Here is a 24,941-nt window from a genome sequence, read left to right as displayed (position 1 = left end):
GGCTTTTCGACGAGATCACCTGAGGCAGATGCTCATCGCAGGCTTCCCCGCAGGGGCCTTCCAGACCAATTGTTACGTCGTCGCGCCCGCGGCCGGCGAGGAGTGCGTGATCGTCGATCCAGGTCAGGACGCGACGGAGGGCGTGGAGGAGCTGCTGCGCGAGCACCGGCTCAAGCCCGTCGCCGTCCTGCTCACCCACGGTCACCTCGACCACGTCTGGTCCGTCGCCCCCGTGTGCGGCGCGCGCGACGTGCCCGCGTGGATCCACCCCGACGACCGCCACCTGCTGAGCGACCCCGCCGCGGGCTGGTCCGACACCAGCGCCTCGCTGTTCGGCGGCATCACGCTGAGCGAGCCCGACGACGTGCGCGAGCTGTCCGACGGCGCCGTGCTGCGGCTCGCCGGCCTGGAGCTCGTGGTCGACCACACGCCCGGCCATACCAGGGGGTCGGTGAGTTTCCGGCTGCCCGACGACGAGATCATGTTCTCGGGCGACCTGCTGTTCGCCGGCTCCATCGGCCGCTCCGATCTTCCCGGCGGCGACTACCCGACGATTCTGCGCAGCCTGGCTACCAAGTGTCTGCCGCTGCCTGACGATACGGTCGTCCTGCCGGGCCACGGACCACAGACCACGATCGGCCGCGAGCGCGCGACCAATCCGTACCTCAAGGAAGCAGCGCCGCACGCCGGTCCCACACGAGGGATCTAATGACTTTCCAAGCACCCAAAGGCGTCAAGGAGTACGTCCCACCGCAGGCGTCGACGTTCTACGCGATCCGCGGGGCGTTCGCGGAGACGGCCAGGCGTGCGGGCTACTCCTACCTCGAGACCGCGGTCTTCGAGGACACCCAGCTGTTCGCACGGGGCGTCGGCGAGTCGACCGACGTCGTCAGCAAGGAGATGTACACCTTCACCGACCGCGGCGGCAGGTCGCTGACGCTGCGCCCGGAGTTCACCGCGGGCGTGCTGCGCGCGGTCCTGGAGTACGGCCTGCACCGCGGCCAGCTCCCGGTCAAGGTGTGGACCGACGGGCCGGTCTTCCGCGCCGAGGCGCCGCAGGAGGGCCGCTACCGCCAGTTCTACCAGCTCGACCTGGAGGCCATCGGCAGCGAGGACCCGGCGGTGGACGCCGAGACCATCGCGCTGGCCTGGAGCTGGTACACCTCGCTCGGCCTGACCCAGGTCCGGCTGCTGCTCAACTCGCTCGGCTGCGCCGAGTGCCGCCCGGTCTACCGCGCCCGCCTGCAGGAGTTCCTGCGCGGGCTGGACCTCGACGAAGCCACCCGCGCCCGCATCGAGGTCAACCCGCTGCGGGTGCTCGACGACAAGCGCCCCGAGGTCCGCGCGCAGCTCGACGACGCGCCCCTGATCGGCGACCACCTGTGCGCCGACTGCCGGGCCTACCACGACCGCGTCAAGCGGCTCCTGGCCGACCTGGGCATCCCGTGGGAGGACCAGCCCCGGCTGGTGCGCGGCCTCGACTACTACACGCGCACCACGTTCGAGTTCGACCACCCGCTGCTGGGCGCCCAGTCGGGCATCGGCGGCGGCGGCCGCTACGACGGCCTGTCGGAGGCCATCGGCGGGCCGCGGCTGCCCGGCATCGGCTTCGGGCTCGGCCTCGACCGCACCGTCATCGCCCTGGAGCGCGAAGGTGTGACTCTCGATGTCCCGGCCCGCTGCGAGGTGTACGGTGTGGCGCTGGGCGACGAGGCGGCGCGGGCGATGTTCAAGCTCCTGAGCGAGCTGCGCGCGGCCGGAGTCGCCGCCGACATGGCTTTCGGCGGCAAGGGGCTCAAGGGGGCGATGAAGGGGGCCGACCGTTCCGGCGCCCGCTTCGCGCTGATCCTCGGCGAGCGCGACCTCGCGGCCGGTGCCGTGCAAGTGAAGGACCTGGCCACCGCCGAGCAGTCCGAGGTGCCGCTGGCCAAGGTCGTCGACGTCTTGAAGGAGAAGGTGCAGTGATCGGCTCGCCCTTCTCCCCCTATCCGTACGAAGGGATTGTGCAGTGATCCGCACGCATACCGCCGGGTCGCTCCGTGAGGAGCACGCCGGGCAGCAGGTGACGCTCGCAGGATGGGTGGCCCGCCGCCGTGACCACGGCGGCGTCGTCTTCATCGACCTGCGTGACGCCTCCGGCTCGGCGCAGGTGGTCTTCCGCGAGGAGGACCACGCCCACGACCTGCGCGCCGAATACTGCGTGCAGGTCACCGGCCAGGTCAGGGTGCGCCCCGAGGGCAACGAGAACCCCGAGCTGCCGACGGGTGCGATCGAGGTGGTGGCCGAGCGGGTCGAGGTGCTGAGCGAGTCCGCGCCGCTGCCGTTCCCCATCGAGGGCAACGTGGGGGTGTCGGAGGAGGCGCGGCTGAAGTACCGCTACCTCGACATCCGCCGCCAGCAGGTCGCCGGCGCGATGCGCACCCGCTCCAAGGCCACCTACCTGGCCAACGAGGTGATGCACGAGCTGGGCTTCGTCTACGTCGAGACGCCGACGCTGACCCGCTCCACGCCCGAGGGCGCGCGTGACTTCCTGGTGCCGGTGCGCCTGCAGCCCGGCAACTGGTACGCGCTGCCGCAGTCGCCCCAGCTGTTCAAGCAGCTCCTCCAGGTGGCCGGCCTGGAGCGCTACTACCAGCTCGCCAAGTGCTACCGCGACGAGGACCTGCGGGCCGACCGGCAGCCGGAGTTCACGCAGATCGACGTCGAGATGTCCTTCGTGGACCAGGAGGACGTCATCGAGGTCGGCGAGAAGCTGATCGGCCGGCTGTGGCGGGAGATCGTGGGCTACGAGCTGCCGACCCCGCTGCCGCGCATGACCTACGCCGACGCCATGGCCCGCTACGGCTCCGACAAGCCGGACCTGCGCTTCGGCCAGGAGCTGGTCGAGATGACGGAGTACTTCGCCGGCACCACCTTCCGTGTCTTCCAGGCCGACTACGTGGGCGCCGTCGTCATGCCGGGCGGGGCCTCGCAGACCCGCAAGGAGCTCGACGGCTGGCAGGAGTGGGCGCGCTCGCGCGGCGCCAAGGGCCTGGCGTACGTCCTGGTCCAGGAGGACGGCACGCTCGGCGGCCCGGTCGCCAAGAACCTGTCGGAGGAGGAGCTGTCCGGCCTGGCCGCCAAGGTGGGCGCGCAGCCGGGCGACGCGATCTTCTTCGCCGCCGGCGCCAGGAGCGCCTCCCGCGACCTGCTGGGCGCGGCCCGTCTGGAGATCGGGCGGCGCTGCGGCCTCATCGACGAGTCGCAGTGGTCGTTCCTGTGGGTCGTCGACGCCCCCATGTTCGAGGAGGACGGCGAAGGCGGCTGGACGGCCGTGCACCACCCGTTCACCGGCCCGAAGCCGGAGTGGGCCGACAACTTCCAGGACCACCCGGGCGAGGCTCTGGCCTACGCCTACGACATGGTCTGCAACGGCATGGAGATCGGCGGCGGCTCCATCCGTATCCACCGGGCCGAGATGCAGCAGCGCGTGTTCGACGTGCTCGGCATCTCCAAGGAGGAGGCGGAGAGCAAGTTCGGCTTCCTGCTGGAGGCGTTCAAGTACGGCCCGCCGCCGCACGGCGGCATCGCCTACGGCTGGGACCGGATCTGCATGCTGCTGTCCGGCGGTGACTCGATCCGCGACGTGATCGCGTTCCCGAAGACGGCCTCCGGCTTCGACCCGCTCACGGGCGCGCCGACGCCGATCACGGCCGACCAGCGCAAGGAAGCGGGCGTGGACGCCAAGCCCAAGTCCGAGGTCTAGCGGTCATGACGAAGGGCCGGGGCGCCTCGCCCCGGCCCTTCCTGTGTGCGCGTCGCGTCAGGAGAACGTGATCCGCTTGATGATCACCGGGTTCTTCGGCACGGTGGTGCCGCCGTCGCCCGTGATGTCGGCCTCGTTGACGATCAGGTCCTTGCCGCTGGAGGCCAGGCCGACGAGCATGTCCATGCCCTCGCTGACCATGCCGACGACCGAGTAGCCGTCGCCGATCTGCACGTTCTCGTCCGACAGCGAGATCGCGAACTGGCTGTTGTTCTGGCCCGCCGCGTCACCCGGCTGCGTCATGAACACCACGCCCTTGCCGAGCGGGATCTCGAAGTTCTCGTCGGCGTAGACGTACCCGGCCGTGCCCTGGCCGTCCGTCGGGTTCTTGCCGTCGGCCTTGGCCAGCGGGTCGCCGCACTGCAGCATGTGCACGCCGGACACGTCGGGCGTGACCAGGCGGTGGCACTTCATGTTGTCGTAGAACTTCTTCTTCGCCAGGAAGTTCAGCGAGTTGACCGTGCAGGGCGCCATGTCCGTCATGAGGTCGACGACGACCGTGCCGCGGTTCAGCTCGATCGTCATCTTCTTCAGCTTCATGTTCGGCTTCTTGCCCGGCAGGCCCACGAACTTGTTCGGCACCGAGGTTTCCCGCTTGTAGGTGCAGCTCACGGGGGCGGCCTTCGATGGGCTCGTGGACGGCACGGGGATGGACGCCGATGCCGACGGCGACGCCGAGGCGCTGGGCGAGGCGCTGCTCTGCGCCGCCGCCTCCCCGGAGTCGTTGTTGACCAGGGTGGTCGCCGCGAAGATGCCGCCCGCGACCACGACGACGGCCACAGCCGCGCCGATGAACGTGTTCCGCCTCGACTTGGCGCTCTGCTCGGCGGCGCGCTTCGCCTGCCGTTCCTTATGCTCCCGCGCCAGCTCTTTCTGGCGGTCCTCTTCGTTCTGGCGGTCGTCGCCGCTCACCGCTATGTCCTCTCGTCTTTGCCAAGGCATGACCAAACAACTCCGCGCATGCTACCGGCCTCCGATATGTGACGGACGTAAGTGGCGAAAGCCGCAGACTGCGACTGTTGTGGTAGCGAACCTTATGGTGTCGGCAAACGTAGTTGAAATGAGCACTGAGGAGGCGTTCCATGTTCGACGAGATCATGGGCCTGCCGGCCCACCCCCTGATCATTCACTTCGCCGTGGTGCTGACCCCGCTGCTCGTGCTGGTCGCGATCGCGCACGCGCTGCTGCCGCGCCGGCGCGCGAACCTCGCCTGGGCCGTGGTGCTGCTCAGTCTGGCCGCGCCGGCGGCGGTCTTCGCGGCCAGGCAGAGCGGGGAGAGCCTCAAGGCGGCCCGCTTCAGCACGGCGGAGGGCGAGATGGCCGCCCGCATCTCGGCGCACGAGAGCTTCGCCACCCCGCTGCTGATGTCGGTGCTCGGGCTCGGCGCCGTCGCCCTGCTGCTGGTCTACGCCACCCGCCCCGCCCGCGACTCCGTCGGCCGCGACCGCTTCGGCAGCACCGTCACCGTGATCCTGTCCGCGCTGACGGTGGTGCTGGCGGCGGTCTGCGGCTACTACGTCTTCCAGGCCGGCGACTCGGGGGCCAGAGCCGTGTGGTCCTGACGCGGACCGTCGGGCGCGCCGCACCGTGTAATCTCGCGTTGTGGATAGCCTGTTCGACTCGGCGGCTGAGGAGGCCACCCCGCAGCCCCTCGCGGTGCGCATGCGCCCGCGCACGCTCGACGAGGTGATCGGCCAGCGGCACCTGCTGGGCTCCGGCACCCCGCTGCGGCGCCTGGTCGAGAGCGAGGCTCCCATGTCGCTGTTCCTCTGGGGCCCGCCCGGCACCGGCAAGACCACGCTGGCCTACGTCGTCTCCAATGTCACCAAGCGCCGCTTCGTGGAGATCTCCGCCGTGTCCGCGGGCGTCAAGGACGTGCGCGCCGCCATCGACAACGCGCGCCGCGAGCTCGGCATGACGGGGCGGCAGACGGTGCTGTTCGTCGACGAGGTGCACCGCTTCAACAAGGCCCAGCAGGACGCCCTGCTGCCCGCCGTGGAGAACCGCTGGGTCACCTTCATCGGCGCCACCACGGAAAACCCGTTCTTCTCGGTCATCTCGCCGCTGCTGTCGCGCTCGCTGCTGCTCACGCTGGAGTCCCTGACCGACGACGACGTGCGCGCCGTCCTGCGGCGTGCCGTGGCCGACCCGCGCGGCCTGGCCGGCCGGGCCACCCTCGCCCCCGAGGCGCTGGAGCACCTGGTGCGCCTGGCGGGCGGCGACGCGCGCCGGTCGCTGACCTACCTGGAGGCGGCGGCGCTGCTGGCCGACGACATCACGGTCGAGGTGGTGGAGAAGGCCGTCGACAAGGCGGCCGTCCGCTACGACCGGCAGGGCGACCAGCACTACGACGTGATCAGCGCGTTCATCAAGTCGATGCGCGGCTCCGACGCCGACGCCGCGCTGCACTACCTGGCCCGCATGATCGAGGCCGGCGAGGACCCGCGCTTCATCGCCCGCCGCATCGTCATCTTCGCCTCCGAGGACGTCGGCATGGCCGACCCGACCTGCCTGCAGACGGCCGTGGCGGCGGCGCAGGCGGTGCAGCTCATCGGGCTGCCCGAGGGGCAGATCAACCTCGCGCACGCCGTGATCCACTGCGCCATGGCCCCCAAGTCCAACGCCGTGGTCAAGGCCATCGGCGCGGCCATCGGCGACGTCCGCAAGGGCCTGATCGGGCAGGTGCCCGGCCACCTGCGCGACGCCCACTACTCCGGTGCCGCCAAGCTCGGGCACGGCGACGGCTACAAGTACCCGCACGACTACGAGCACGGGCTGGTGCGCCAGGACTACGCGCCCGAGCAGGTGCGCGAGCGGCGCTACTACGAGCCCACCCGGCACGGGGCCGAAGGGCCGGTGGCCGAGCGCTGGGCGAAGATCCGCGACTTCCTCCGCAAGCCCTGACCCGCGATAGGTTGATCGCGAGATGACCGAGTACCGCGCCTGCTTCGACGCCCGCATCGCCTTCAGCAACGGCGGCGACCTGACCGTGCACGGCTTCCGGGTGGACCTGCCCGGCCCCGACGCCTCCGAAGCCGACATCGCCGAGCTGTTCGTGGCCTCGCTCGGCCTGCTCATGACCGACACCGTCGAGCTGGCCGGCGTGCGCGTCTTCCCCGAGGCGCACAAGGGCACCAGAGGCGGCCCGTCCGACCCGCGCCGCAGCGGCCCGCCCGCGGCCGGCGGCGGCCGGGGGCGGCTGGCCGAGCTCAGCCACCCGCCCAAGGAGGGCGGCACCTACCTGGAGGCCCCCGCCGGCGACCTGGGCGCCGTGGAGCTGTCCCGCTCGGTGGACCTGCCCGCCGTGGTCGTGCGGGTGACGGGCGCGCGGCGCACCCCCGTCGGGGTCGGCTCGCTGGCCCCCTTCGACGTACGCGGCCACGCCGTGCTGCTGCACACCGGCGTACGCGAGGGCCACTGCCTGGCCCCGGAGGCGGCCACCTGGCTCGTCGAGCACGGGGCGGTGCTGGTCGGCACCGACGCCGACGGCCTCGACGACTGCGCCCACGAGGCGCGCCCCGCACGGCAGGCGCTGCTCGCCGGCGGCGTGCCCGTCGTCGAGCGGCTGACCGGCCTGGAGCAGCTCCCGCCGACCGGCGCGCTGTTCACGGCCGCGCCGCCGCGCGTGCTGGGCGTCGGCCGAGTCCCGGTGCGTGCCTACGCCCGCCTGCCGTGATCTGGGCCTGCGTCTGCTTCGCCGTCGAATCGTGCAAAGTCGTACTAAGTAGGCGATCGCGGGGAATCACCACCATGTGAAGGCAACGGTTACCCCCGGCGGCGGCCTTTTCGGCCCACAGTCGATCACCTGGCGCGTGCACGTCGAGACGCCCGGCTGGCCGGCCGCCGTACGCGCCTTCCAGCTCCAGTCCCTGCACCCCCGCACGATCCGCGGCATCGCCCAGAACTGCCTCCTCGACGACCCCGAGGTGGCCCGCGCCCGACTCCGGCGCCAGCGCGACTACCTCGCGGTGCGCACGTTCGGCACCCGGGAGCAGGCCGAGCACGCGGCCGAGCGTGCCCGGCGGGTGCACGCCCGCCTCATCGGCCTCGACACCGACACCGGCACGCTGTTCCGGGTCAACGAGGAGGAGAATCTGCGCTGGGTGCACTGCGTGGAGGTCTCCTCCTACCTGGAGGTGGCCAGGCGCTCCGGCGTGCCGCTCAGCGCGGCCGAGCGCGACGCGTACGTGGCCGAGCAGTGTCGCAGCGCCCGCCTCGTGGGCCTCGGGGACGTCCCGCGCGACACGGGGGAGCTGGACGACTACTTCGCCGGCATGCGCCCCTACCTGTCGGCCACCGAGGAGGCGCGCGACGCGCTGCGCCGCAGCCTCAGCCCGCAGCTCTCGCTCCGGCTGGCGTTCATCGCGCCGCCGCTCGCGCTCGGCTCGCTGCCCGCCGTGGGCGCGCTGGCGTTCGCGACGCTGCCCGCGTGGGCCAGGCAGCTGTACGGCTGCCGCGGCCATCGGGCGGCCGGGTACGCGGCGGACGCGGCGCTCAAGGCGCTGCGCACGGCGGCCATGGCGCTGCCGGAACGGCTGGTGGCGCCCGAGATCAGGGCGGCACGAGGGCTCATGCGCGCGGTCACGGAAGTGCCAGGGGCCGACGTGGCAGCCTGATCAAGGCCGCATACGCCACTAACGTTGTCACTCGAACGCGATAGGGTCTTGCCGTTCCGGCCCAGCGTACGAGGGAGATGAGCGGATGCTTACCGCTGGAGAGGTCGCCGGGCTGATCGCGGCCACGGGCTGGGTGGTCCTGGTCTGCGTCATGGCGATGGTGCTCGTCAAGCTCGCGAGGCTGCTCACCGAGACCAGCAAGGCGGTCTCCGACCTGAACAACCGCCTCGCGCCGCTGCTCGACGACCTGAGCGTCACGGTCAACGAGACCAACAGGCAGCTGGTCGCCGTGGAAGCCATCGCCAAGGACGTCAAGCAGGTCAGCGGGCACGCGGCCAAGCTGAGCGCCGTCACGCAGACGATCTTCACCGGGCCGCTGGTCAAGGTGTCCGCGCTCGGCTACGGCGTGCGCCGGGCCATCGAGGCCCGCCGCGTCAGCCGGCCCAGGGCCCGCGTGAGACGGCGCGAGCAGGGGCGGGTGCGATGATAAGAAGGCTGTTCTACCTGTTGCTCGGCGCGTTCCTGGCCCTCTGGGTGATGCGCAGGCTGCAGGCGCTGCACCCCGACCACGTCGCCCGCCGCACGGCCGACGGCGCGGCGGGGATGCTCCGGAGGGTGAGAGACTTTACTTCCGACGCGCTCGGCGAGGCCGCGGCGCGCGAAACGGAGTTGCGAGCACGCTTCGGGCTCGACAACGCTGAGGACAGCAGCCGCTGACGAGCCCCCTGGCAAGGGCGCCCGCCGTGGCGGCGTCGCCGAGCACGGCGATCGTCAACGCTAGAAAACAACTGACTACAGCAAAGGATGGCCACAATGGAGTCGGCAGAGATCGCGCGCCGCTTCCTGCGCTTCTTCGAGGAGCGTGGGCACAAGGTAGTGCCCTCGGCCAGCCTGATCGCTGAGGACCCGACGCTTCTCCTGGTCAACGCGGGTATGGCACCGTTCAAGCCGTACTTCCTGGGGCAGCGAAAGCCTCCGGCGCCACGGCTGGCCACCGCGCAGAAGTGCGTGCGCACCCCCGACATCGACGAGGTCGGCAAGACCACCCGGCACGCGACGTTCTTCCAGATGCTGGGCAACTTCTCGATCGGCGACTACTTCAAGGCCGAAGTGATCCCGTTCGCGTGGGACCTGCTGACCAAGTCCGAGTCCGACGGCGGCTTCGGCTTCCCCGAGGACAAGCTGTGGGCGACGGTCTACCTCGAGGACGACGAGGCGTTCGAGATCTGGCGTGACAAGGTCGGCCTGCCGGAGAGCCGCATCCAGCGCCGCGGCCTGGAGGACAACTACTGGCACATGGGCGTGCCCGGCCCCGGCGGCCCCTGCTCGGAGATCTACTACGACCGCGGCCCCGAGTACGGCAAGGAGGGCGGTCCCGTCGCCGACGAGGACCGCTACCTCGAGGTGTGGAACCTCGTCTTCATGCAGTACCAGCTCAGCGCGGTGCGCTCCAAGGTCGACTTCGACGTCGCGGGCGAGCTGCCGAGCCGCAACATCGACACCGGCATGGGCCTGGAGCGCATGGCGGCGATCCTGCAGGGCGTCGACAACATCTACGAGATCGACACCACCTACAAGATCCTCGACAGGGCGGCCGACCTCACCAAGACCCGCTACGGCCGCGACCACCGCTCCGACGTAAGCCTGCGCGTGATCGCCGACCACGTGCGCACCGGCACCATGCTGGTCGCCGACGGCGTGCTGCCGAGCAACGAGGGCCGCGGCTACGTGCTGCGTCGCATCCTGCGCCGCTCGATCCGCAACCTGCGGCTGCTCGGCTCGGGCGACGAGCGGTACATGCACGAGCTGACCGACGTCGCGATCAACGTGATGGGCGAGCAGTACCCCGAGCTGAAGACCGACGCGCCGCAGATCCACTCGGTCATCGACGCCGAGGAGGCGAGCTTCCTCGGCACCCTGCGCACCGGCACGGCGATCTTCGACGTGGCGGTCGAGGAGACCAAGCGCAAGTCCGGCAGCACGATCTCCGGCGACCAGGCGTTCCAGCTGCACGACACCTACGGCTTCCCGATCGACCTGACGCTGGAGATGGCGGCCGAGCACGGGCTCCAGGTGGACGAGGAGGGCTTCCGCCGTCTCATGAAGGAGCAGCGGCAGCGGGCCAAGGCCGACGCCAAGGCGAAGAAGACCGGCAACGCCGACATCTCCGTCTTCGGGCAGCTGCTGGAGACCGCGGGCCGGGTCGAGTTCCTCGGCTACGACCAGACCGAGGCCGACACCAGCGTGGTCGGCATCCTGGTGGACGGCGTGCCCGTCCCGGCGGCGGGCGCGGGCACCACGGTCGAGGTCGTGCTGCAGCGCACCCCGTTCTACGCCGAGGGCGGCGGCCAGCTCGCCGACCAGGGCGTGATCCGCACCAGCGGCGCCGAGGTCGAGGTGGTGGACGTGCAGTCGCCGCTCGCGGGCCTCGTCGTGCACCGCGGCAAGATCCGCAGCGGCGAGCTCAAGGTCGGCGACGAGGCGCAGGCCGAGATCGACCTGGAGCGCCGCCGCGCGATCTCGCGCAGCCACAGCGCCACCCACCTCGTCCACCGCGGCTTCAAGAACGCGCTGGGTGAGACGGCGGCGCAGGCGGGCTCGGAGAACTCGCCCGGCCGCTTCCGCTTCGACTTCACCTCCGCGGGCGCGGTGCCGCCGAGCGTGCTGCGTGACGTCGAGGACGAGGTCAACGCCGTGCTGGTGAACGACCTCAAGGTCAACGCGTTCTACACCTCGCAGGCGGAGGCCAGGGCGATGGGCGCGCTGGCGATGTTCGGCGAGAAGTACGGCGACGAGGTCCGCGTGGTCGAGATCGGCGACTACTCGCGCGAGCTGTGCGGCGGCACCCACGTGCACAGCTCCGGCCAGCTCGGCCTGGTCAAGGTGCTGGGCGAGCAGTCGGTCGGCGCGGGCGTGCGCCGCGTCGAGGCGCTCGTCGGCATCGACGCCTTCCGCTTCCTGGCGCGCGAGAGCGTGCTGGTCGCGCAGCTCACCGAGCAGCTCAAGGCACGCCGCGAGGAGCTGCCCGAGCGCATCGACGGCATCGTCACCCGGCTGCGCACGGCGGAGAAGGAGCTGGAGAAGCTCCGCTCTGCCCAGGTGCTCCAGGCGGCGGGCGAGCTGGTGTCCCAGGCGAGTGACGTGCGGGGTGTCTCCGTGGTGACACACCGCGCGCCTGATGGAACCGGCGCCGATGACCTGCGTAAGCTCGCGCTTGATGTGCGTGGCAGGTTCCCGGCCGACAGGCCGGCGGTCGTCGTGATCGCCGGTGCCCCCTCCGACCGGCCGGTGGTGGTTGCCACGGTCAACGAGGCGGGGCGCGAGCGGGGGCTCAAGGCCGGACAGCTGGTCGGCGTCGCCGCCAAGGCTCTTGGGGGTGGCGGTGGCGGCAAGGACGATGTCGCGCAGGGCGGTGGCACGCGGCCGGAGGCGATCGGCGACGCGTTGCGGCTGGTCGAAGAGGCGATTTCTGGGCAGCTCGGCTGACATGAGGTTCGGTTCACGGATCGGCGTGGACGTCGGCTCCGTACGTGTCGGCGTGGCCCGCAGCGACCCCAGCGGGATGCTGGCCACGCCGGTCGAGACGGTCAGGCGGGGCAAGGGCGACCTCGACCGCATCGCGGCGATCGTCGCCGAGCACGAGGCGATCGAGGTCGTCGTGGGGCTGCCCACCTCGCTGTCGGGGCGTGAGGGCCAGGCCGCGGGGCTGGCGCGCGAGTTCGCCGCCAAGCTGGCGGCCAAGCTGGCGCCCACGCCCGTGCGGCTGTTCGACGAGCGGCTGACGACCGTCGCGGCGCAGCAGGGGCTGCGGGCCAGCGGCGTGCGCGCCAAGAAGCAGCGGGGCGTCGTCGACCAGGCGGCGGCCGTCGTGCTGCTGCAGGACGCGCTCGACTCCGAGCGCGCGACGGAAAGACCACCAGGCAGGCCCGTCGAACCGCCATCGGCGGCCGACGGACCTGCCTCATGAGCGGGCGGACGACGGGGGTCCGCCCCGCCGGTCAGGTGACCGGCGTCCGGCTCGGGAGCGGGGTGCTCTCGTGACCGGGGGTCCTGAGGACGAGAACGACGTCGGCGACGTGATCCCGTTCCGGCAGGGGGAGGGGCAGGACGAGCCGCCCCGCCCGGAGCAGCAGCCGGAGGCGGCGGCCGGGCAGGCCGTCCCCGAGGCGGACGTCATCGCGCTGCCCGCGCCGCGCCGCCGGGCCGTGCGCAAGGTGGGCCTGCTCTCTGCGGGCCTGCTGGCCGGGGCGCTGGCCCTGGGCGGGGGCGCCATCGCGGTGCTCAAGCCGTACCTGAGCCCCGCCGACTTCGACGGGCCGGGCAACGGCGCGGTGACCGTGCGGATCGCGCCCGGCTCCAGCGCGGAGGCGATCGGCTCCGCGCTGGCCGAGGCCGGCGTGGTGGCCAGCGCGCGCTCGTTCGTGAACGTGACCGAGGACCGCGCGGTCAGCGAGCGGCTGCGGCCCGGCCACTACCGCCTGCGCAAGGGCATGGCCGCGGGTGCGGCGCTGGACCTGCTGCTCTCCCCGGCCGCGCGGATCGTGCGGCGGGTGACCGTGCCCGAGGGCCTGCGGGTGCCGGAGGTGCTGGACCGCCTGGTCAAGCAGGCCGGGCTGTCGCTCCAGGCGCTGAAGAGCGTGGACCAGGCCCTGGTCGGCCTGCCCGAGTACGCCAAGGGCCTGGAGGGGTTCCTGTTCCCGGCCACGTACGAGATCGAGCCCGGCGACACGCCTGTGGACGTGCTGGCGGCCATGGCCGAGCGCTTCGCCGCAGCCGCGCGGCACGTGGGCCTGGAGGAGCAGGCCGCGCAGGTGAGGCTGTCGCCGCTGCAGGTCGTCACGGTGGCCAGCATGATCCAGGCCGAGGGCGGCACGGACGCCGACTATCCCAAGATCTCCCGGGTGATCTACAACCGCCTGGCGGGGGACATGCCGCTGGAGATCGACAGCACGGTCCTGTACGCGCAGAACCGCAGGACCCTGAAGGTCACGGAGCGTGACACCAAGGTGAACTCCCCATACAACACCTATCGCCACAAAGGACTCCCACCCGGGCCCATCGCCAATCCTGGCGAGAAGGCGCTGATGGCGGCCCTGAACCCTGCCGAGGGTGATTGGCGGTGGTTTGTAACGACGGATCCAGCGCATAGAATCACCAAATTCACCAGCAAAGAGAGCGAGTTCGTGAGATACCGGGAAGAGTTGAACAAGAACCTCGGGGCTAGCTGATGTTCGACGGGATCCCCTTCGTTCCCGCACAAAGGTCCCAAAGTGGGGCGTGTGTCCTCTTTCCGTCCCCTAGCATGGCTACCCAGAGTGACCCCCGCCGTGCGGCGCGACTCGTACGGCGGCTCCCCCAGTTTCGCTCGGTGACACCAGCCGGTTGGGCAGTTCCGCTTGACGACCGACCGGCGGTACCGGGAGATTGGCCAGCGCACCTATGAACGATCTCGACCTGAACACCCTGCTCGGTGCCGAGGACGACGAAGGCTCGTCCCGGCGCCGCTCCCGGAATTCCGGCAAGCGAGGCGGCCGCAGGCGGCGCCGCCGCCGCAACCGGGGCGGATTCATCGCGCCGCTGCTCGCCTTCGTCGTGCTGGCGGGCATCATCGGCGGCGGCGGTTACTACGGTTACCTCTGGCTCAGCGACGCTCTCGTGCCCGACGACTACACCGGTCAGGGGACCGGCGAGGTCATCATCGAGATCAAGCCCGGCCAGAGCGCGTCGGAGGTGGCACAGGAGCTGGAGAAGCAGGGCGTCGTCGCGAGCGCCAGAGCTTTCACCAACGCCATCTCCAACGCCAACATGAGCGCCTCGCTGCAGCCCGGCGAGTACAAGCTGCGCAAGCAGATGTCGGCCGCCAGCGCCGCCGCGCTGCTCGTCCCCGGTAACAAGCTGCTCGCCAAGGTCCGGCTCCCGGAGGGGCTGCGGCTCTCGCAGGCCTACAACGAGCTGGCCAAGCAGACCGGCAAGCCGGCCAAGGAGTTCGCCGCGGCGGCCAAGGACGTCGACGCCCTCGACCTGCCGCCGTACGCCAAGGGCAAGCTCGAAGGCTACGTCTTCCCCGCCACCTACGAGTTCCAGCCGAAGGACACGCCCAAGGAGATGCTGGCGACGATGGTCGACCGGTTCAAGCAGGCGGCCGACCAGGCGGAGCTCGAAGCCGGCGCCAAGGCGCTGGGCCGCACGCCGCACGAGATCGTCGTCATCGCAAGCATCGTGCAGGCCGAGGCGGGCCGGCAGGAGGACATGGCGAAGATCTCCAGGGTCATCTACAACCGGCTCAAGCTGCCGATGAAGCTGCAGATGGACAGCACGACGATGTACGCGCTCGGCAAGTTCGGCACCGCCGCCACCAACGCCGAGACGCAGACCAGGCACCCGTACAACACGTACTACGTCGACGGGCTGCCGCCGGGCGCCATCACCAACCCCGGCGACCACGCCATCGAGGCCGCGCTGAACCCGGCCAAGGGTGACTGGCTCTACTTCGTCGCCACCGACCCGAAGAGCAACGTCACCAAGTTCGCCACCACGGAGGCGGAGTTCAACAAGCTGCTGACCGAGTACCGCGCCAACGGCGGCTGACAACCTGAGCCCGGCCTGAAGCGGCCGCCCGGACCTCTCCGGGCGGCCGCTCGCTGTAAGGTCGTGCTGGTTCGGAAGGAGTGGGGGATGCGGGCTGCGGTGATGGGGTCGCCCATCGGCCATTCGCTCTCGCCCTACCTGCACAGGGCCGCCTATCAGGCGATGGGGCTCGGCGGGTGGAGCTACGAGGCGTTCGAGTGCGACGAGGCGCGGCTGCCGGGGCTGCTGGCCGGGCTGGGGCCGGTGCGCGGCCAGGCCGGGGCCGGCGAGGACGCCTGGGCGGGGCTCTCGCTCACGATGCCGCTCAAGCGCGCCGTGCTCCCCCTGCTCGACACGGTCTCCGAGCTGGCCGTCGAGGTGGGCGGGGCCAACACCGTGGTCTTCCGCGACGGGCGGCGGCACGGCGACAACACCGACGTCTACGGCATCGAGCAGGCGCTGGCCGAGGCGGGGGTGCCGGCGCCGCGCTCGGCCACCGTCCTGGGCGGCGGGGCCACGGCGGCCTCCGCGCTGGCCGCGCTGCGCAACCTCGGGCTGTTCTCCGCCACGCTGCTCGTCCGCGATCCCGCCCGGGCGGGGGAGACGGTGGCGGTGGCCGAGCGGCTGGGCGTGGCGCTGGCGGTGGAGACGTTCGACAAGCTCGACGCGTACGCGGGGGTGGACCTCATGGTCTCCACGCTGCCGGGCGGGGCCGCCGACGCCTTCGCCGGCCGGTTGGCGCGCGTGCCCGCGCTCTTCGACGTGGTCTACTCGCCCTGGCCCACCGACGCCGCGGCGGCCGTCACGGCCGCGGGCGGCATCGTGGTCGGCGGGTTCGCGATGCTGCTGCACCAGGCGGTGCGGCAGGTGCAGCTGATGACCGGGGTGTCCGGAGTGCCGGTGGAGGCCATGCGGGCGGCCGGTGAGGCCGAGATCCTGCGCCGGTCGGCCACCCGTACGGGATGATTCGAGCTCGCTCGGGCGTTGTGGTAATGTAGCTCTCTGATCGGTCCGGCATGCCTTGCTGGACGCGCAAGCGGAGGTCTCCCTCCCACCTGAGTCACCGCGAGGTGGCCGGGTCCAGGATCACGCCGGACTTCTCCGGGGAGCTCGAGGCCACGAAAGCCACAGAGCTCAGTGGCCCCGCATGCGCGACGTGCGGGGCTTTTCGCATTCGGGGGAATGCGTCAAGCTCCGATACGACGAGCACGTAGGGATCGCAAACCTAGGAGGCCCCATCAGCACTGAGCCCCGCATCAACGAGCGTATCCGAGTTCCCGAGGTTCGCCTCGTGGGCCCGAACGGCGAGCAGGTAGGCATCGTCTCGATTCACGACGCGCTGAAGCTCGCCCAGGAGGCCGACCTCGACCTGGTCGAGGTCGCGGCCACGGCTCGACCGCCCGTGTGCAAGCTCATGGACTACGGCAAGTTCAAGTACGAGTCCGCGATGAAGGCGCGCGAGGCGCGCAAGAATCAGGCGCACACGATCATCAAGGAGATCAAGCTCCGGCCGAAGATCGACCCGCACGACTACGAGACCAAGAAGGGTCACGTGGTGCGGTTCCTCAAGGCGGGGGACAAGGTCAAAGTCACGATCATGTTCCGCGGACGTGAGCAGTCCCGGCCGGAGCTCGGCTTCCGGCTGCTGCAGCGGCTGGCGGACGACGTCCAGGAGCTCGGCTTCGTGGAGTCCCACGCCAAGCAGGACGGTCGTAACATGATCATGGTGATCGGTCCGCACAAGAAGAAGGCCGAGGCCAAGGCCGAAAAGGCCGCAGCCAAGGCGCAGCGTGGCGGCGAGGAGCCTTCCGCACCGGAAGCGTGACCCGCGGCTGGGGTTAGCCTTACAAGCACCCCAGCAGCCACCGGCAGACGTAAGACGCCGCGACCGGGCCGGCCAGCACCGGCCCGGCCACCGGCACGACCGAAACGAGGAGAGACGGCGACATGCCGAAGATGAAGACGCACAGCGGTGCGAAGAAGCGGTTCCGGGTCACCGGCACCGGCAAGATCAAGCGTCGCCGTGCCAACCGCGCGCACTACAACGAGTGGAAGTCGTCCACGCTGACGCGCCGTCTCAAGAACGAGGTCGTCCTTTCCGACGCCGATTCCAAGAAGATCAAGAAGCTGCTCGCCAAGTAGCGCGAACTTTCCCCGGGGAGAAGAAAAATGGCACGCGTGAAGCGGGCGCTCAACGCCAAGAAGAAGCGCAGGGTCGTTCTCGAGAGGGCGAGCGGTTACCGTGGCCAGCGGTCGCGTCTCTACCGCAAGGCCAAGGAGCAGATGCTCCACTCGATGACGTACGCCTACCGGGACCGCAAGGACCGTAAGGGCGCCTTCCGTCGTCTGTGGATCCAGCGCATCAACGCCGCCGCTCGTCAGAACGGCATGACCTACAACCGCCTGATCCAGGGTCTGCGCCTGGCCAACATCGAGGTCGACAGGAAGATCCTGGCCGACCTCGCGGTGAACGACAGCCAGACCTTCGCCACGCTCGTCGAGGCCGCCAAGAAGGCGCTGCCGGCGAACGTGAACGCTCCGGCCGCGAGCTGAAGCGGTCGATCTGACCGAGGGGCCCACCGATGCCGGTGGGCCCTTTGTTGCTGTCTGAACGAGTGGGGGAAGTTTTGGCCGGGTCCGAGCTGACCAACGTCAGGTCGCCGCGGGTGAAGGCCGCCAGGCGGCTCACCAAGCGCGCCTTCCGCGAGCAGGACAGGAAGTTCCTGGCGGAGGGGCCGCAGGCCGTACGCGAGGCGCTCAAGCTCGACGACGTGGCGGTGGAGCTGTTCACCACGGCCGAGGCGGAGCTGCGCCACCCCGAGCTCGTCAGCGAGGCCGCGGACAAGGGCATCCCGGTCCACCGGGCCAGCGGCGAGGTCATGTCCGAGCTGTCCCAGACCGTGACCCCGCAAGGGCTGGTGGCCGTCTGCAGGCTCGTGCACGTGCCGCTGGAGCAGGCGCTGAGCGGCGAGCCGCGGCTGGTCGCGGTGCTCGCGCACGTGCGCGACCCGGGCAACGCGGGCACCGTGATGCGGGCCGCCGACGCCGCCGGGGCCGACTCGGTGATCTTCACCGACGCCTCCGTGGATCCGTACAACGGCAAGTGCGTGCGCGCCAGCGTCGGCAGCCTGTTCCATCTGCCCGTCACGATCGGTGCACCGGTGGGCGCCGCCGTGCGTCAACTGAGGGAGCGGGGCCTGCGCGTGCTGGCGGCCGACGGCGCGGGCAAGCACACGCTCGACGATGTCGATCTTTCCGGACCCACCGCGTGGATCTTCGGCAACGAGGCCTGGGGACTGCCGGAGGAGATACTCGCCGAGGCGGACGATGTGGTCAGAGTGCCCATCTACGGACAGGCTGAAAGCCTGAACCTGGCCACCGCCGCGGCGGTATGCCTTTACTCCTCTGCCAGGGCTCAGCGAGTGCCCTAGGCGGCCGGAAACCCGCTATTGTCGGCGTTGTAGGCGGAGGAGGCGAGGTCGTGCACGGCGCAGACACCGACGGGCGAGTTGTGGCCGCCGCGTGCACGATAGCCATCGACGATCTCCCCGACGGCCTCATCGTGACCGACCGATATGGGTGCGTCCTGGCCGTCAACCGCGCCGCGGCGCGGCTCACCGGCGTCGCCATGGAGCGCGCGGTCGGCCGGCACATGAACGACGTGTTCCCCTTCCGCGACCACGACGGGCGCGACTGGTGGAAGGCGCTCGACCCCGAGGGCGGGCTGCGCACCAGGAGCCGGGCCCCGGAGCGGCCCCTGCACCTGCCCGGCGGCCAGGAGCTGTACGTGGCGGCCAGGCTCGTCCGCGAGCCCGAGCGCGCCGGCGAGGTCGAGCGCGTCACGATCACCCTGCGCGACGGCGGCGCCCGCACCCGGCTGGAGCGCAGCCGCGCCGACCTGGTCTCCACCGTGGCCCACGAGCTGCGCTCGCCGCTGACCAGCGTCAAGGGCTTCACCGCGACGCTGCTGGCCAAGTGGACCCGCTTCACCGACGAGCAGAAGCGCGTCATGCTCGAGACCGTCAACAACGACGCCGACCGCGTCACCCGGCTCATCACCGAGCTGCTCGACGTCTCGCGCATCGAGTCCGGGCGGCTGGAGGTGCGCCGCCAGGTCGTCGACCTGCCGGCCAGGGCCCGCAGGCTGATCGCGGGCCGGGTGGCGGCCGGCGAGGCGGAGGACCGGTTCCGGCTGCTCGTGGGCGACGACCTGCCCGAGATGTGGCTCGACCAGGACAAGATCGACCAGATCCTGGGTAACCTGGTGGAAAACGCGCTGCGTCACGGGCGCGGCACTGTGACAATAGAGATCGAGTCCGTCGGATGGGGAGTTGCCGTGTCGGTGCGCGATGAGGGCGAGGGCATCGAGCCCGAGCTGGCCCCGCGCGTCTTCAGGCAGTTCTGGCGGGGCGGCAACAGCCGTCGCCGCGGCGGCACCGGGCTGGGCCTGTTCATCGTGAAGGGCCTGGTCGAGGCACACGGTGGCACGATCACGGTGCAGCGCGCGCCCGAGGGCGGGGCGGAGTTCCGATTTACCGTGCCCACCGGCACGCCCGACTTCGCCAGCGTCTAGTTGCCGAATGCGGGCCCGGTGGGCGGGCCCCACTAGACTCTTTTCCGCTCAAGCCCTGGATACGGAGCCCACTCTTGTCTGACTACGATCCCGTCGAGGTGACACCGTTGCATGCCGACGAGCTGTCCCGGATGGAGGCCGACGCCATCGCGGCGATCAAGGCGGCCGGCGACCTCGACGCACTCAAGCAGGCCAGGCTGGCGCACGCGGGCGACCGCTCGCCCATCGCCCTGGCCAACCGTGAGATCGGGGCCCTGCCCCCGGCCGCCCGCGCCGAGGCGGGCAAGCGGGTCGGCGGCGCCCGCAAGGCGATCAACGAGGCGCTGGCCGCGCGCCAGGCCGAGCTCGAGGCCGAGCGCGACGCGCGGGTGCTCGTCGAGGAGACCGTCGACGTCACCCTGCCGTGGGACCGCCGCCCGCGCGGCGCCCGCCACCCACTGACCACCCTGCAGGAGCGCATCGCCGACGCGTTCGTGGCCATGGGCTACGAGGTGGCCGAGGGGCCGGAGCTCGAAGGCGAGTGGTTCAACTTCGACGCCCTCAACATCGCCAAGGACCACCCGGCCCGCTCCGACCACGACACCTTCTTCGTCGGCTCCACCGACTCCGGCATGGTGCTGCGCACGCAGACCTCGCCGGTGCAGGTCCGCGCGCTGCTCCAGCGCGAGCTGCCGGTGTACGTGATCTCGCCGGGCAAGACGTTCCGCACCGACGAGCTCGACGCCACCCACACCCCGGTCTTCCACCAGACCGAGGGCCTGGCCGTGGACGAGGGCCTGACCATGGCCCACCTCAAGGGCACGCTCGACCGGTTCGCCGAGGTGATGTTCGGCAAGGGCATCACCACCCGCTTCCGGCCGAACTACTTCCCGTTCACCGAGCCGTCCGCCGAGATGGACCTCAAGTGCTTCGTCTGCCGCGGCGCCTCGGCGATCCCCGGCAACCCGCCCTGCCGCACCTGCAAGTCGGAGGGCTGGATCGAGTGGGGCGGCTGCGGCATGGTCAACCCGCGCGTGCTCATCGCGTGCGGCGTGGACCCCGCGCGCTACTCCGGCTTCGCGTTCGGCATGGGCATCGAGCGGACGCTGATGTTCCGCCACAACGCCGACGACATGCGTGACATGGTCGAAGGCGACATCCGCTTCACCCTCCCGTTCGGATTGGAGATCTGATGAAGGTCCCGCTCTCCTGGCTGCGGGAGTACGTCGATCTCCCGGCGGTCACCGCGCACGAGGTGGCCGACAAGCTGACCGCGGCCGGGCTCAAGCTCGAGTCGATCACCTCCCACGGTTACGACGTCAAGAACGTCGTGGTCGGCGAGGTGCTCGAGATCGAGGAGCTGACCGGCTTCAAGAAGCCGATCAGGCACTGCAAGGTCGAGGTGGGCGAGGCCACCCCGCGCGAGATCGTCTGCGGCGCCACCAACTTCGTGGCCGGCGACCGCGTGCCCGTCGTGCTGCCCGGCGGCGTGCTGCCCGGCGGGTTCGAGGTCGGGGCGCGCAAGACGTACGGGCGCATGTCCGAGGGCATGATCTGCTCCGAGCGCGAGCTCGGCCTGGGCGACGACCACAACGGCATCATGGTGCTGCCCGCCGGCACGCCGATCGGCACCGACGTGGTCGAGCTGCTCGGGCTGCGCGAGGACGTGATCGAGCTGGAGATCACGCCCGACATCGGCTACGCCCTGTCGATCCGAGGCGTGGCGCGCGAGGCCGCGACGGCGTTCGGGGTGGCCTTCCGCGACCCCGCCGACGTCGAGCTACCAGCAGAGAGCGCGCCCGCCTGGCCGGCCTTCATCGCCGACCCGACGGCGTGCGACCGGTTCGTGCTGCGCGAGGTGAGCGGCTTCGACCCGGCCGCGCAGAGCCCGCTGTGGATGCGCGTACGCCTGACGCGGGCCGGCATGCGTCCCGTGTCGCTGGCCGTCGACATCACCAACTACCTGATGCTGGAGCTGGGCCAGCCGCTGCACGCGTTCGACCGCTCGAAGCTGCGCGGCGAGATCGTCGTGCGGCGGGCCGTGGCCGGCGAGCGGCTGGAGACCCTCGACCACGTCGTACGCGAGCTCGACCCCGACGACATCCTCATCACCGACCAGTCGGGGCCGATCTCGATGGCGGGCACGATGGGCGGGCTGGAGACCGAGATCTCCGACGTCTCCACCGAGATCGTCATCGAGGCCGCGCACTTCTCCGCGACCGGCATCTCCCGCGAGTCACGCCGGCACGGGCTGGTGTCGGAGGCCTCCAAGCGGTTCGAGCGCGGCGTGGACCGCGAGCTGCCGCTGGTCGCCTCCTGGCGGGCCGTGCGGCTGCTGGCCGAGCTGGGCGGCGCCACCGTGCAGCCCGGCGTCACGCACGCCGAGGTCGAGGTGGAGCCCGCGCGCATCGCGATCCCGGCCGGTTACCCGAGCCGGGTGGCGGGCGTCGAGTACTCCCGCGACACCGTCATCGCGCGGCTGGAGCAGGTCGGCTGCGTGGTGGCCGAGGGCGACGACCCGGCCGTGCGCAAGGGCGGCGTGGCCCCCACCGGCGTCGTGACCGGCGGTGCGCTGGCGGCCAAGCTGGCCGTCACCGGCGACGACATGATCACGGTGACGCCGCCGTCCTGGCGTCCCGACCTCACCGACCCCAACGACCTGGCCGAGGAGGTCATCCGGCTGGAGGGCTACGAGAGCCTCCCGTCGGTGCTGCCCTCCGCCCCCGCCGGCGCCGGCCTCACCGAGGGCCAGCGGCTGCGCAGGCGCGTCGGCCGGGCGCTGGCCGAGGGCGGCTACGTCGAGGTGCTCAGCTACCCGTTCATCAGCGGCGACGACTTCGACCGGCTGCTGCTGCCCGCCGACGACGCCAGGCGCGCGGCCGTACGGCTGGCCAACCCGCTGTCCGAGGACGAGCCGCTGATGCGCACGACGCTGCTGCCGGGGCTGCTCAAGACCCTCGTGCGCAACGTCGGGCGCGGCTTCACCGACGTGGCGATCTTCGAGACGGGCTCGGTCTACCGGCCCCGCCCGAGCGCGCCCGAGGCGGCCCCCGTGCTCGGCGTCGAGCGCAGGCCGACCGCCGAGGAGGTCGCCTCCATCGAGGCGGCGCTGCCCGACCAGCCGCTGCGGGTAGCGGTGGTGCTGGCCGGCGAGTTCGAGCGGTCCGGCTGGTGGGGCGCCGGCCGCGCGGCCTCCTGGGCCGACGCGGTGCAGGCCGCCCGCCTGGTGGCGGCCGAGGCGCGGGTGGAGCTGTCCATCAGCGCCGACCAGCACGAGCCCTGGCACCCCGGCCGGTGCGCCGCCCTCTACGTGGGCGACACGCTGGTGGGGCATGCCGGTGAGCTGCATCCGCGGGTGATCGAGGCCTACGGGCTGCCCGCGCGCACGGCGGCCATGGAGCTGGAGCTGACCCGGCTGGAGGCCGTCATGCCGGGGCCGGTGCAGACACCGTCGGTGTCGGCCTACCCGGTGGCCACGCAGGACGTCGCGCTGATCGTGCCCGACTTCACGCCGGTGGCCGACGTGGAGGCGGCGCTGCGCGACGGGGCCGGGGAGCTGCTGGAGTCGATCCGGCTGTTCGATGTGTACGCGGGGGCGCAGGTGGGTGAGGGGAACAAGTCGCTCGCCTACTCGATGCGGTTCCGGGCTGCCGATCGGACGTTGACCGTGGAGGAGACCACGGCGGCGCGGGATGCTGCTGTGGCCATGGCGGCGGATCGGGTGGGGGCTCAGCTGCGCGGGTGACGTGGGTTCGCGGGGGGCCGGTGTGGTGGATGCCGTGCCGGTCCCCCTCGCGTCACATGTGGTCGATCTCGGTGAGGTCGATGTCGATGTCGAAAGGGACGGCGAGATGCCGGCTTGGGCATAGAGCTCCGGCTTGCGCTGACGGCCGCGGGTTCGCGACTCAGGTGAGGCCACCTCGACGGGGAGCAGGACATCACGTGCGTGGAAGAACGTCCGCTCTCCGCCCTTGATGGCGTCTGCCCGGAAAGCGATGGAGGTCCTCTGCCGCGAAGCCCTGGGGCGGCGGGAAGATCCAGTCGGGGAGCGAGGGCGGTGTCGTCTCAACAGTCACCGCTTCGGCAGTCATGGCGCGAACGCCACCGACCTGTTGTGCGCACGCCTGGTGAACGTCACGAAACGGAGGGCGGTCGATGACGCAGTTGCTCGTCTTCGTCGAGAGGGACGACGCCGAGGAGGTCGCCGAGACGCTCGGCGAATGGTTCCCGGAGCTGGGCGTGCCGAGGGTGGTGCGGGAGACGCTCGCCGGTGAGGACGACGCCGAGGACGCGCAGTGGCTGGTCGTGCTTGAAGGGCTGGACGACGAGGCGCTGGGCAAGGTGGATGAGCTGGTCGGGCGGTACGACGGGTGGCGCGAGGCGGGCTGACGGTTTTCCCCGGCTAGCGAACACGGGCCCGGGCGGCGTCGCGGCGCGGAAGAGTAGGGGCATGCGAGTCGCCGTGCTTTCCGACATCCACGGGGTGCTGCCCGCGCTCGAAGCCGTGCTGGCCGAGCCCGAGGTGGCCGGGGCCGATCTGATCGTGCTGACCGGTGACCTGGCCGCGGGGCCGATGCCGGTGGAGACGCTCGACCTGCTGGTCTCGCTGGGGGAGCGGGCCCTGTGGGTGAGCGGGAACGCCGACCGGGAGCTGGTCGAGGCGGTGGCGGGCAAGGTGAGCCATCATGCCGTCTCCCAGTGGGCGGCCGGGGAGCTGCGCGAGGACCAGGTCGCGTTGCTGGCGGGGCTGCCGGAGCGGCAGGTGCTGGAGCTGGGGCGGCTGGGGGAGACCCTGTTCGTGCATGCGACGCCGCGCAGTGACGAGGAGGTGATCCTGGTCGACAGCTCGCTGGCGCGGTGGGGTGCGGTGCTGGCGGGGGAGAGCGCCGCGACCGTGGTGGTGGGGAATACGCACATGCCGTTCGTGCGGCTGGTCGATCGGGTGCGGGTGGTGAATCCCGGGTCGGTGGGGATGCCGTACGGGACGTATGGGGCGCATTGGGCGTTGCTCGACGGGGAGAGTGGCGCGGTGACGTTGCGGTGCACGGCGCTTGATGCCGGGTGGGTGGGGGAGCGGCTGCGGGAGGGGAGTGGGTTCGGGGGGATTGAGGAGTGGGTGGGGGAGTATGTGACAGGCGTGTACTCCGATGCGGAGGCGTTGCGGGTGTTCGCTGCGGCGGAGGGGAGGGGCTGAGCGGTCCACGGCCTGCGGCCCGCGCGCCCGCTGTCTTGCGCCCGCTGTCTTGCGCCCGCTGTCTTGCGCCCGCTGTCTTGCGCCCGCTGTCTGCGGCCAGCGCGCTGCCTACGGTCTGCGCGCTGCCTGCTGCCAATGCGCCCCGCTGTCTGCGACCTGTGCCGCTGTCTGCGGCCTGTGCCGCTGTCTGCGGCCTGTGCCGCTGTC

The 24,941-nt window shown here is 71.1% G+C and carries 24 protein-coding genes; 23 read left to right on the top strand and 1 reads right to left on the bottom strand.

The genetic code is table 11. The features are described from left to right. The first annotated feature begins 28 nt into the window (after nucleotides 1–28). Genes LCN96_RS36840 through aspS form a run of 3 tightly spaced genes read left to right on the top strand, consistent with a single transcriptional unit; the run spans nucleotide 29 to nucleotide 3,745 of the window. Complete coding sequence (locus LCN96_RS36840; RefSeq protein WP_225267036.1) at nucleotides 29–709, top strand: MBL fold metallo-hydrolase; 681 nt, start codon at nucleotides 29–31, stop codon at nucleotides 707–709. Then, a complete protein-coding gene (gene hisS, locus LCN96_RS36835; protein ID WP_225267035.1) occupies nucleotides 709–1,965 on the top strand; it encodes a histidine--tRNA ligase in 1,257 nt (418 codons plus the stop codon). Before LCN96_RS36840 ends, hisS begins: the two co-directional genes overlap by 1 nt. A gap of 43 nt (nucleotides 1,966–2,008) precedes the next feature. Then, nucleotides 2,009–3,745, top strand: a complete 1,737-nt coding sequence (gene aspS, locus LCN96_RS36830) for an aspartate--tRNA ligase (RefSeq protein ID WP_225267034.1) — start codon at nucleotides 2,009–2,011, stop codon at nucleotides 3,743–3,745. A 57-nt stretch (nucleotides 3,746–3,802) separates the two neighbouring features. On the opposite strand, the gene LCN96_RS36825 is transcribed toward aspS, so the two are convergent. Further along, nucleotides 3,803–4,717 (bottom strand): peptidylprolyl isomerase, encoded by a 915-nt coding sequence (locus LCN96_RS36825; protein WP_225267033.1) that lies wholly within the window; start codon nucleotides 4,715–4,717, stop codon nucleotides 3,803–3,805. A gap of 170 nt (nucleotides 4,718–4,887) precedes the next feature. Here LCN96_RS36825 and LCN96_RS36820 point away from each other — a divergent pair, with 170 nt between their 5' ends. From LCN96_RS36820 to LCN96_RS36725, 20 genes are all read left to right on the top strand, one after another. Next, entirely contained in the window at nucleotides 4,888–5,367 is a 480-nt protein-coding gene (locus tag LCN96_RS36820) for a DUF2231 domain-containing protein (RefSeq protein ID WP_225267032.1), read from the top strand. Between the two features lie 100 nt (nucleotides 5,368–5,467). Next, entirely contained in the window at nucleotides 5,468–6,709 is a 1,242-nt protein-coding gene (locus tag LCN96_RS36815; RefSeq protein ID WP_397351998.1) for a replication-associated recombination protein A, read from the top strand. Between the two features lie 22 nt (nucleotides 6,710–6,731). Further along, the gene (locus LCN96_RS36810; protein ID WP_225267030.1) at nucleotides 6,732–7,481 is read left to right on the top strand and encodes a cyclase family protein; all 750 of its coding nucleotides are present in this window, start codon (nucleotides 6,732–6,734) and stop codon (nucleotides 7,479–7,481) included. 136 nt (nucleotides 7,482–7,617) lie between these two features. Then, on the top strand, nucleotides 7,618–8,421 hold the full coding sequence (locus LCN96_RS36805; protein WP_263657368.1) for an oxygenase MpaB family protein: 804 nt from the start codon (nucleotides 7,618–7,620) through the stop codon (nucleotides 8,419–8,421). 85 nt (nucleotides 8,422–8,506) lie between these two features. Next, nucleotides 8,507–8,908, top strand: a complete 402-nt coding sequence (locus tag LCN96_RS36800) for a DUF948 domain-containing protein (protein WP_225267028.1) — start codon at nucleotides 8,507–8,509, stop codon at nucleotides 8,906–8,908. Further along, nucleotides 8,905–9,138 carry a hypothetical protein gene (locus LCN96_RS36795; RefSeq protein ID WP_225267027.1) on the top strand — a complete coding sequence of 78 codons (234 nt, stop codon included), beginning with the start codon at nucleotides 8,905–8,907 and terminating at the stop codon, nucleotides 9,136–9,138. Before LCN96_RS36800 ends, LCN96_RS36795 begins: the two co-directional genes overlap by 4 nt. A 96-nt stretch (nucleotides 9,139–9,234) precedes the next feature. Continuing rightward, complete coding sequence (gene alaS, locus LCN96_RS36790; RefSeq protein ID WP_225267026.1) at nucleotides 9,235–11,907, top strand: alanine--tRNA ligase; 2,673 nt, start codon at nucleotides 9,235–9,237, stop codon at nucleotides 11,905–11,907. 1 nt (nucleotide 11,908) lies between these two features. Then, entirely contained in the window at nucleotides 11,909–12,388 is a 480-nt protein-coding gene (ruvX, locus tag LCN96_RS36785) for a Holliday junction resolvase RuvX (protein ID WP_225267025.1), read from the top strand. A gap of 70 nt (nucleotides 12,389–12,458) precedes the next feature. After that, on the top strand, nucleotides 12,459–13,649 hold the full coding sequence (gene mltG / locus LCN96_RS36780) for an endolytic transglycosylase MltG (RefSeq protein WP_225267024.1): 1,191 nt from the start codon (nucleotides 12,459–12,461) through the stop codon (nucleotides 13,647–13,649). A 211-nt stretch (nucleotides 13,650–13,860) separates the two neighbouring features. Continuing rightward, on the top strand, nucleotides 13,861–15,009 hold the full coding sequence (gene mltG / locus LCN96_RS36775; protein ID WP_225267023.1) for an endolytic transglycosylase MltG: 1,149 nt from the start codon (nucleotides 13,861–13,863) through the stop codon (nucleotides 15,007–15,009). Between the two features lie 87 nt (nucleotides 15,010–15,096). Beyond that, on the top strand, nucleotides 15,097–15,954 hold the full coding sequence (locus tag LCN96_RS36770) for a shikimate dehydrogenase (RefSeq protein WP_225267022.1): 858 nt from the start codon (nucleotides 15,097–15,099) through the stop codon (nucleotides 15,952–15,954). A 250-nt stretch (nucleotides 15,955–16,204) separates the two neighbouring features. Further along, on the top strand, nucleotides 16,205–16,813 hold the full coding sequence (gene infC / locus LCN96_RS36765) for a translation initiation factor IF-3 (RefSeq protein ID WP_084772887.1): 609 nt from the start codon (nucleotides 16,205–16,207) through the stop codon (nucleotides 16,811–16,813). Nucleotides 16,814–16,935: 122 nt separating this feature from the next. Next, complete coding sequence (gene rpmI, locus LCN96_RS36760; RefSeq protein ID WP_090761693.1) at nucleotides 16,936–17,130, top strand: 50S ribosomal protein L35; 195 nt, start codon at nucleotides 16,936–16,938, stop codon at nucleotides 17,128–17,130. Nucleotides 17,131–17,157: 27 nt separating this feature from the next. Next, complete coding sequence (rplT, locus tag LCN96_RS36755) at nucleotides 17,158–17,541, top strand: 50S ribosomal protein L20 (RefSeq protein ID WP_043622113.1); 384 nt, start codon at nucleotides 17,158–17,160, stop codon at nucleotides 17,539–17,541. Nucleotides 17,542–17,615: 74 nt separating this feature from the next. Further along, on the top strand, nucleotides 17,616–18,419 hold the full coding sequence (locus LCN96_RS36750; protein WP_225267021.1) for a TrmH family RNA methyltransferase: 804 nt from the start codon (nucleotides 17,616–17,618) through the stop codon (nucleotides 18,417–18,419). Nucleotides 18,420–18,469: 50 nt separating this feature from the next. Then, nucleotides 18,470–19,561: a sensor histidine kinase gene (locus LCN96_RS36745; RefSeq protein ID WP_225267020.1), complete on the top strand. Its 1,092-nt coding sequence runs from the start codon at nucleotides 18,470–18,472 to the stop codon at nucleotides 19,559–19,561. Between the two features lie 131 nt (nucleotides 19,562–19,692). Beyond that, nucleotides 19,693–20,733: a phenylalanine--tRNA ligase subunit alpha gene (gene pheS / locus LCN96_RS36740; protein WP_225276142.1), complete on the top strand. Its 1,041-nt coding sequence runs from the start codon at nucleotides 19,693–19,695 to the stop codon at nucleotides 20,731–20,733. Then, complete coding sequence (locus tag LCN96_RS36735; protein ID WP_225267019.1) at nucleotides 20,733–23,285, top strand: phenylalanine--tRNA ligase subunit beta; 2,553 nt, start codon at nucleotides 20,733–20,735, stop codon at nucleotides 23,283–23,285. Before pheS ends, LCN96_RS36735 begins: the two co-directional genes overlap by 1 nt. A gap of 410 nt (nucleotides 23,286–23,695) precedes the next feature. Beyond that, nucleotides 23,696–23,929 (top strand): hypothetical protein, encoded by a 234-nt coding sequence (locus LCN96_RS36730; RefSeq protein WP_225267018.1) that lies wholly within the window; start codon nucleotides 23,696–23,698, stop codon nucleotides 23,927–23,929. A 61-nt stretch (nucleotides 23,930–23,990) separates the two neighbouring features. Further along, nucleotides 23,991–24,734 carry a metallophosphoesterase family protein gene (locus LCN96_RS36725; protein ID WP_225267017.1) on the top strand — a complete coding sequence of 248 codons (744 nt, stop codon included), beginning with the start codon at nucleotides 23,991–23,993 and terminating at the stop codon, nucleotides 24,732–24,734. The last annotated feature ends 207 nt before the right edge of the window (nucleotides 24,735–24,941 follow it).

The organism is Nonomuraea gerenzanensis (genome assembly GCF_020215645.1).
Taxonomy (GTDB): Bacteria; Actinomycetota; Actinomycetes; order Streptosporangiales; family Streptosporangiaceae; genus Nonomuraea; species Nonomuraea gerenzanensis.
Note: the sequence above shows the minus strand (reverse complement) of the source record. Positions and strands in the feature narration are given on the sequence as shown.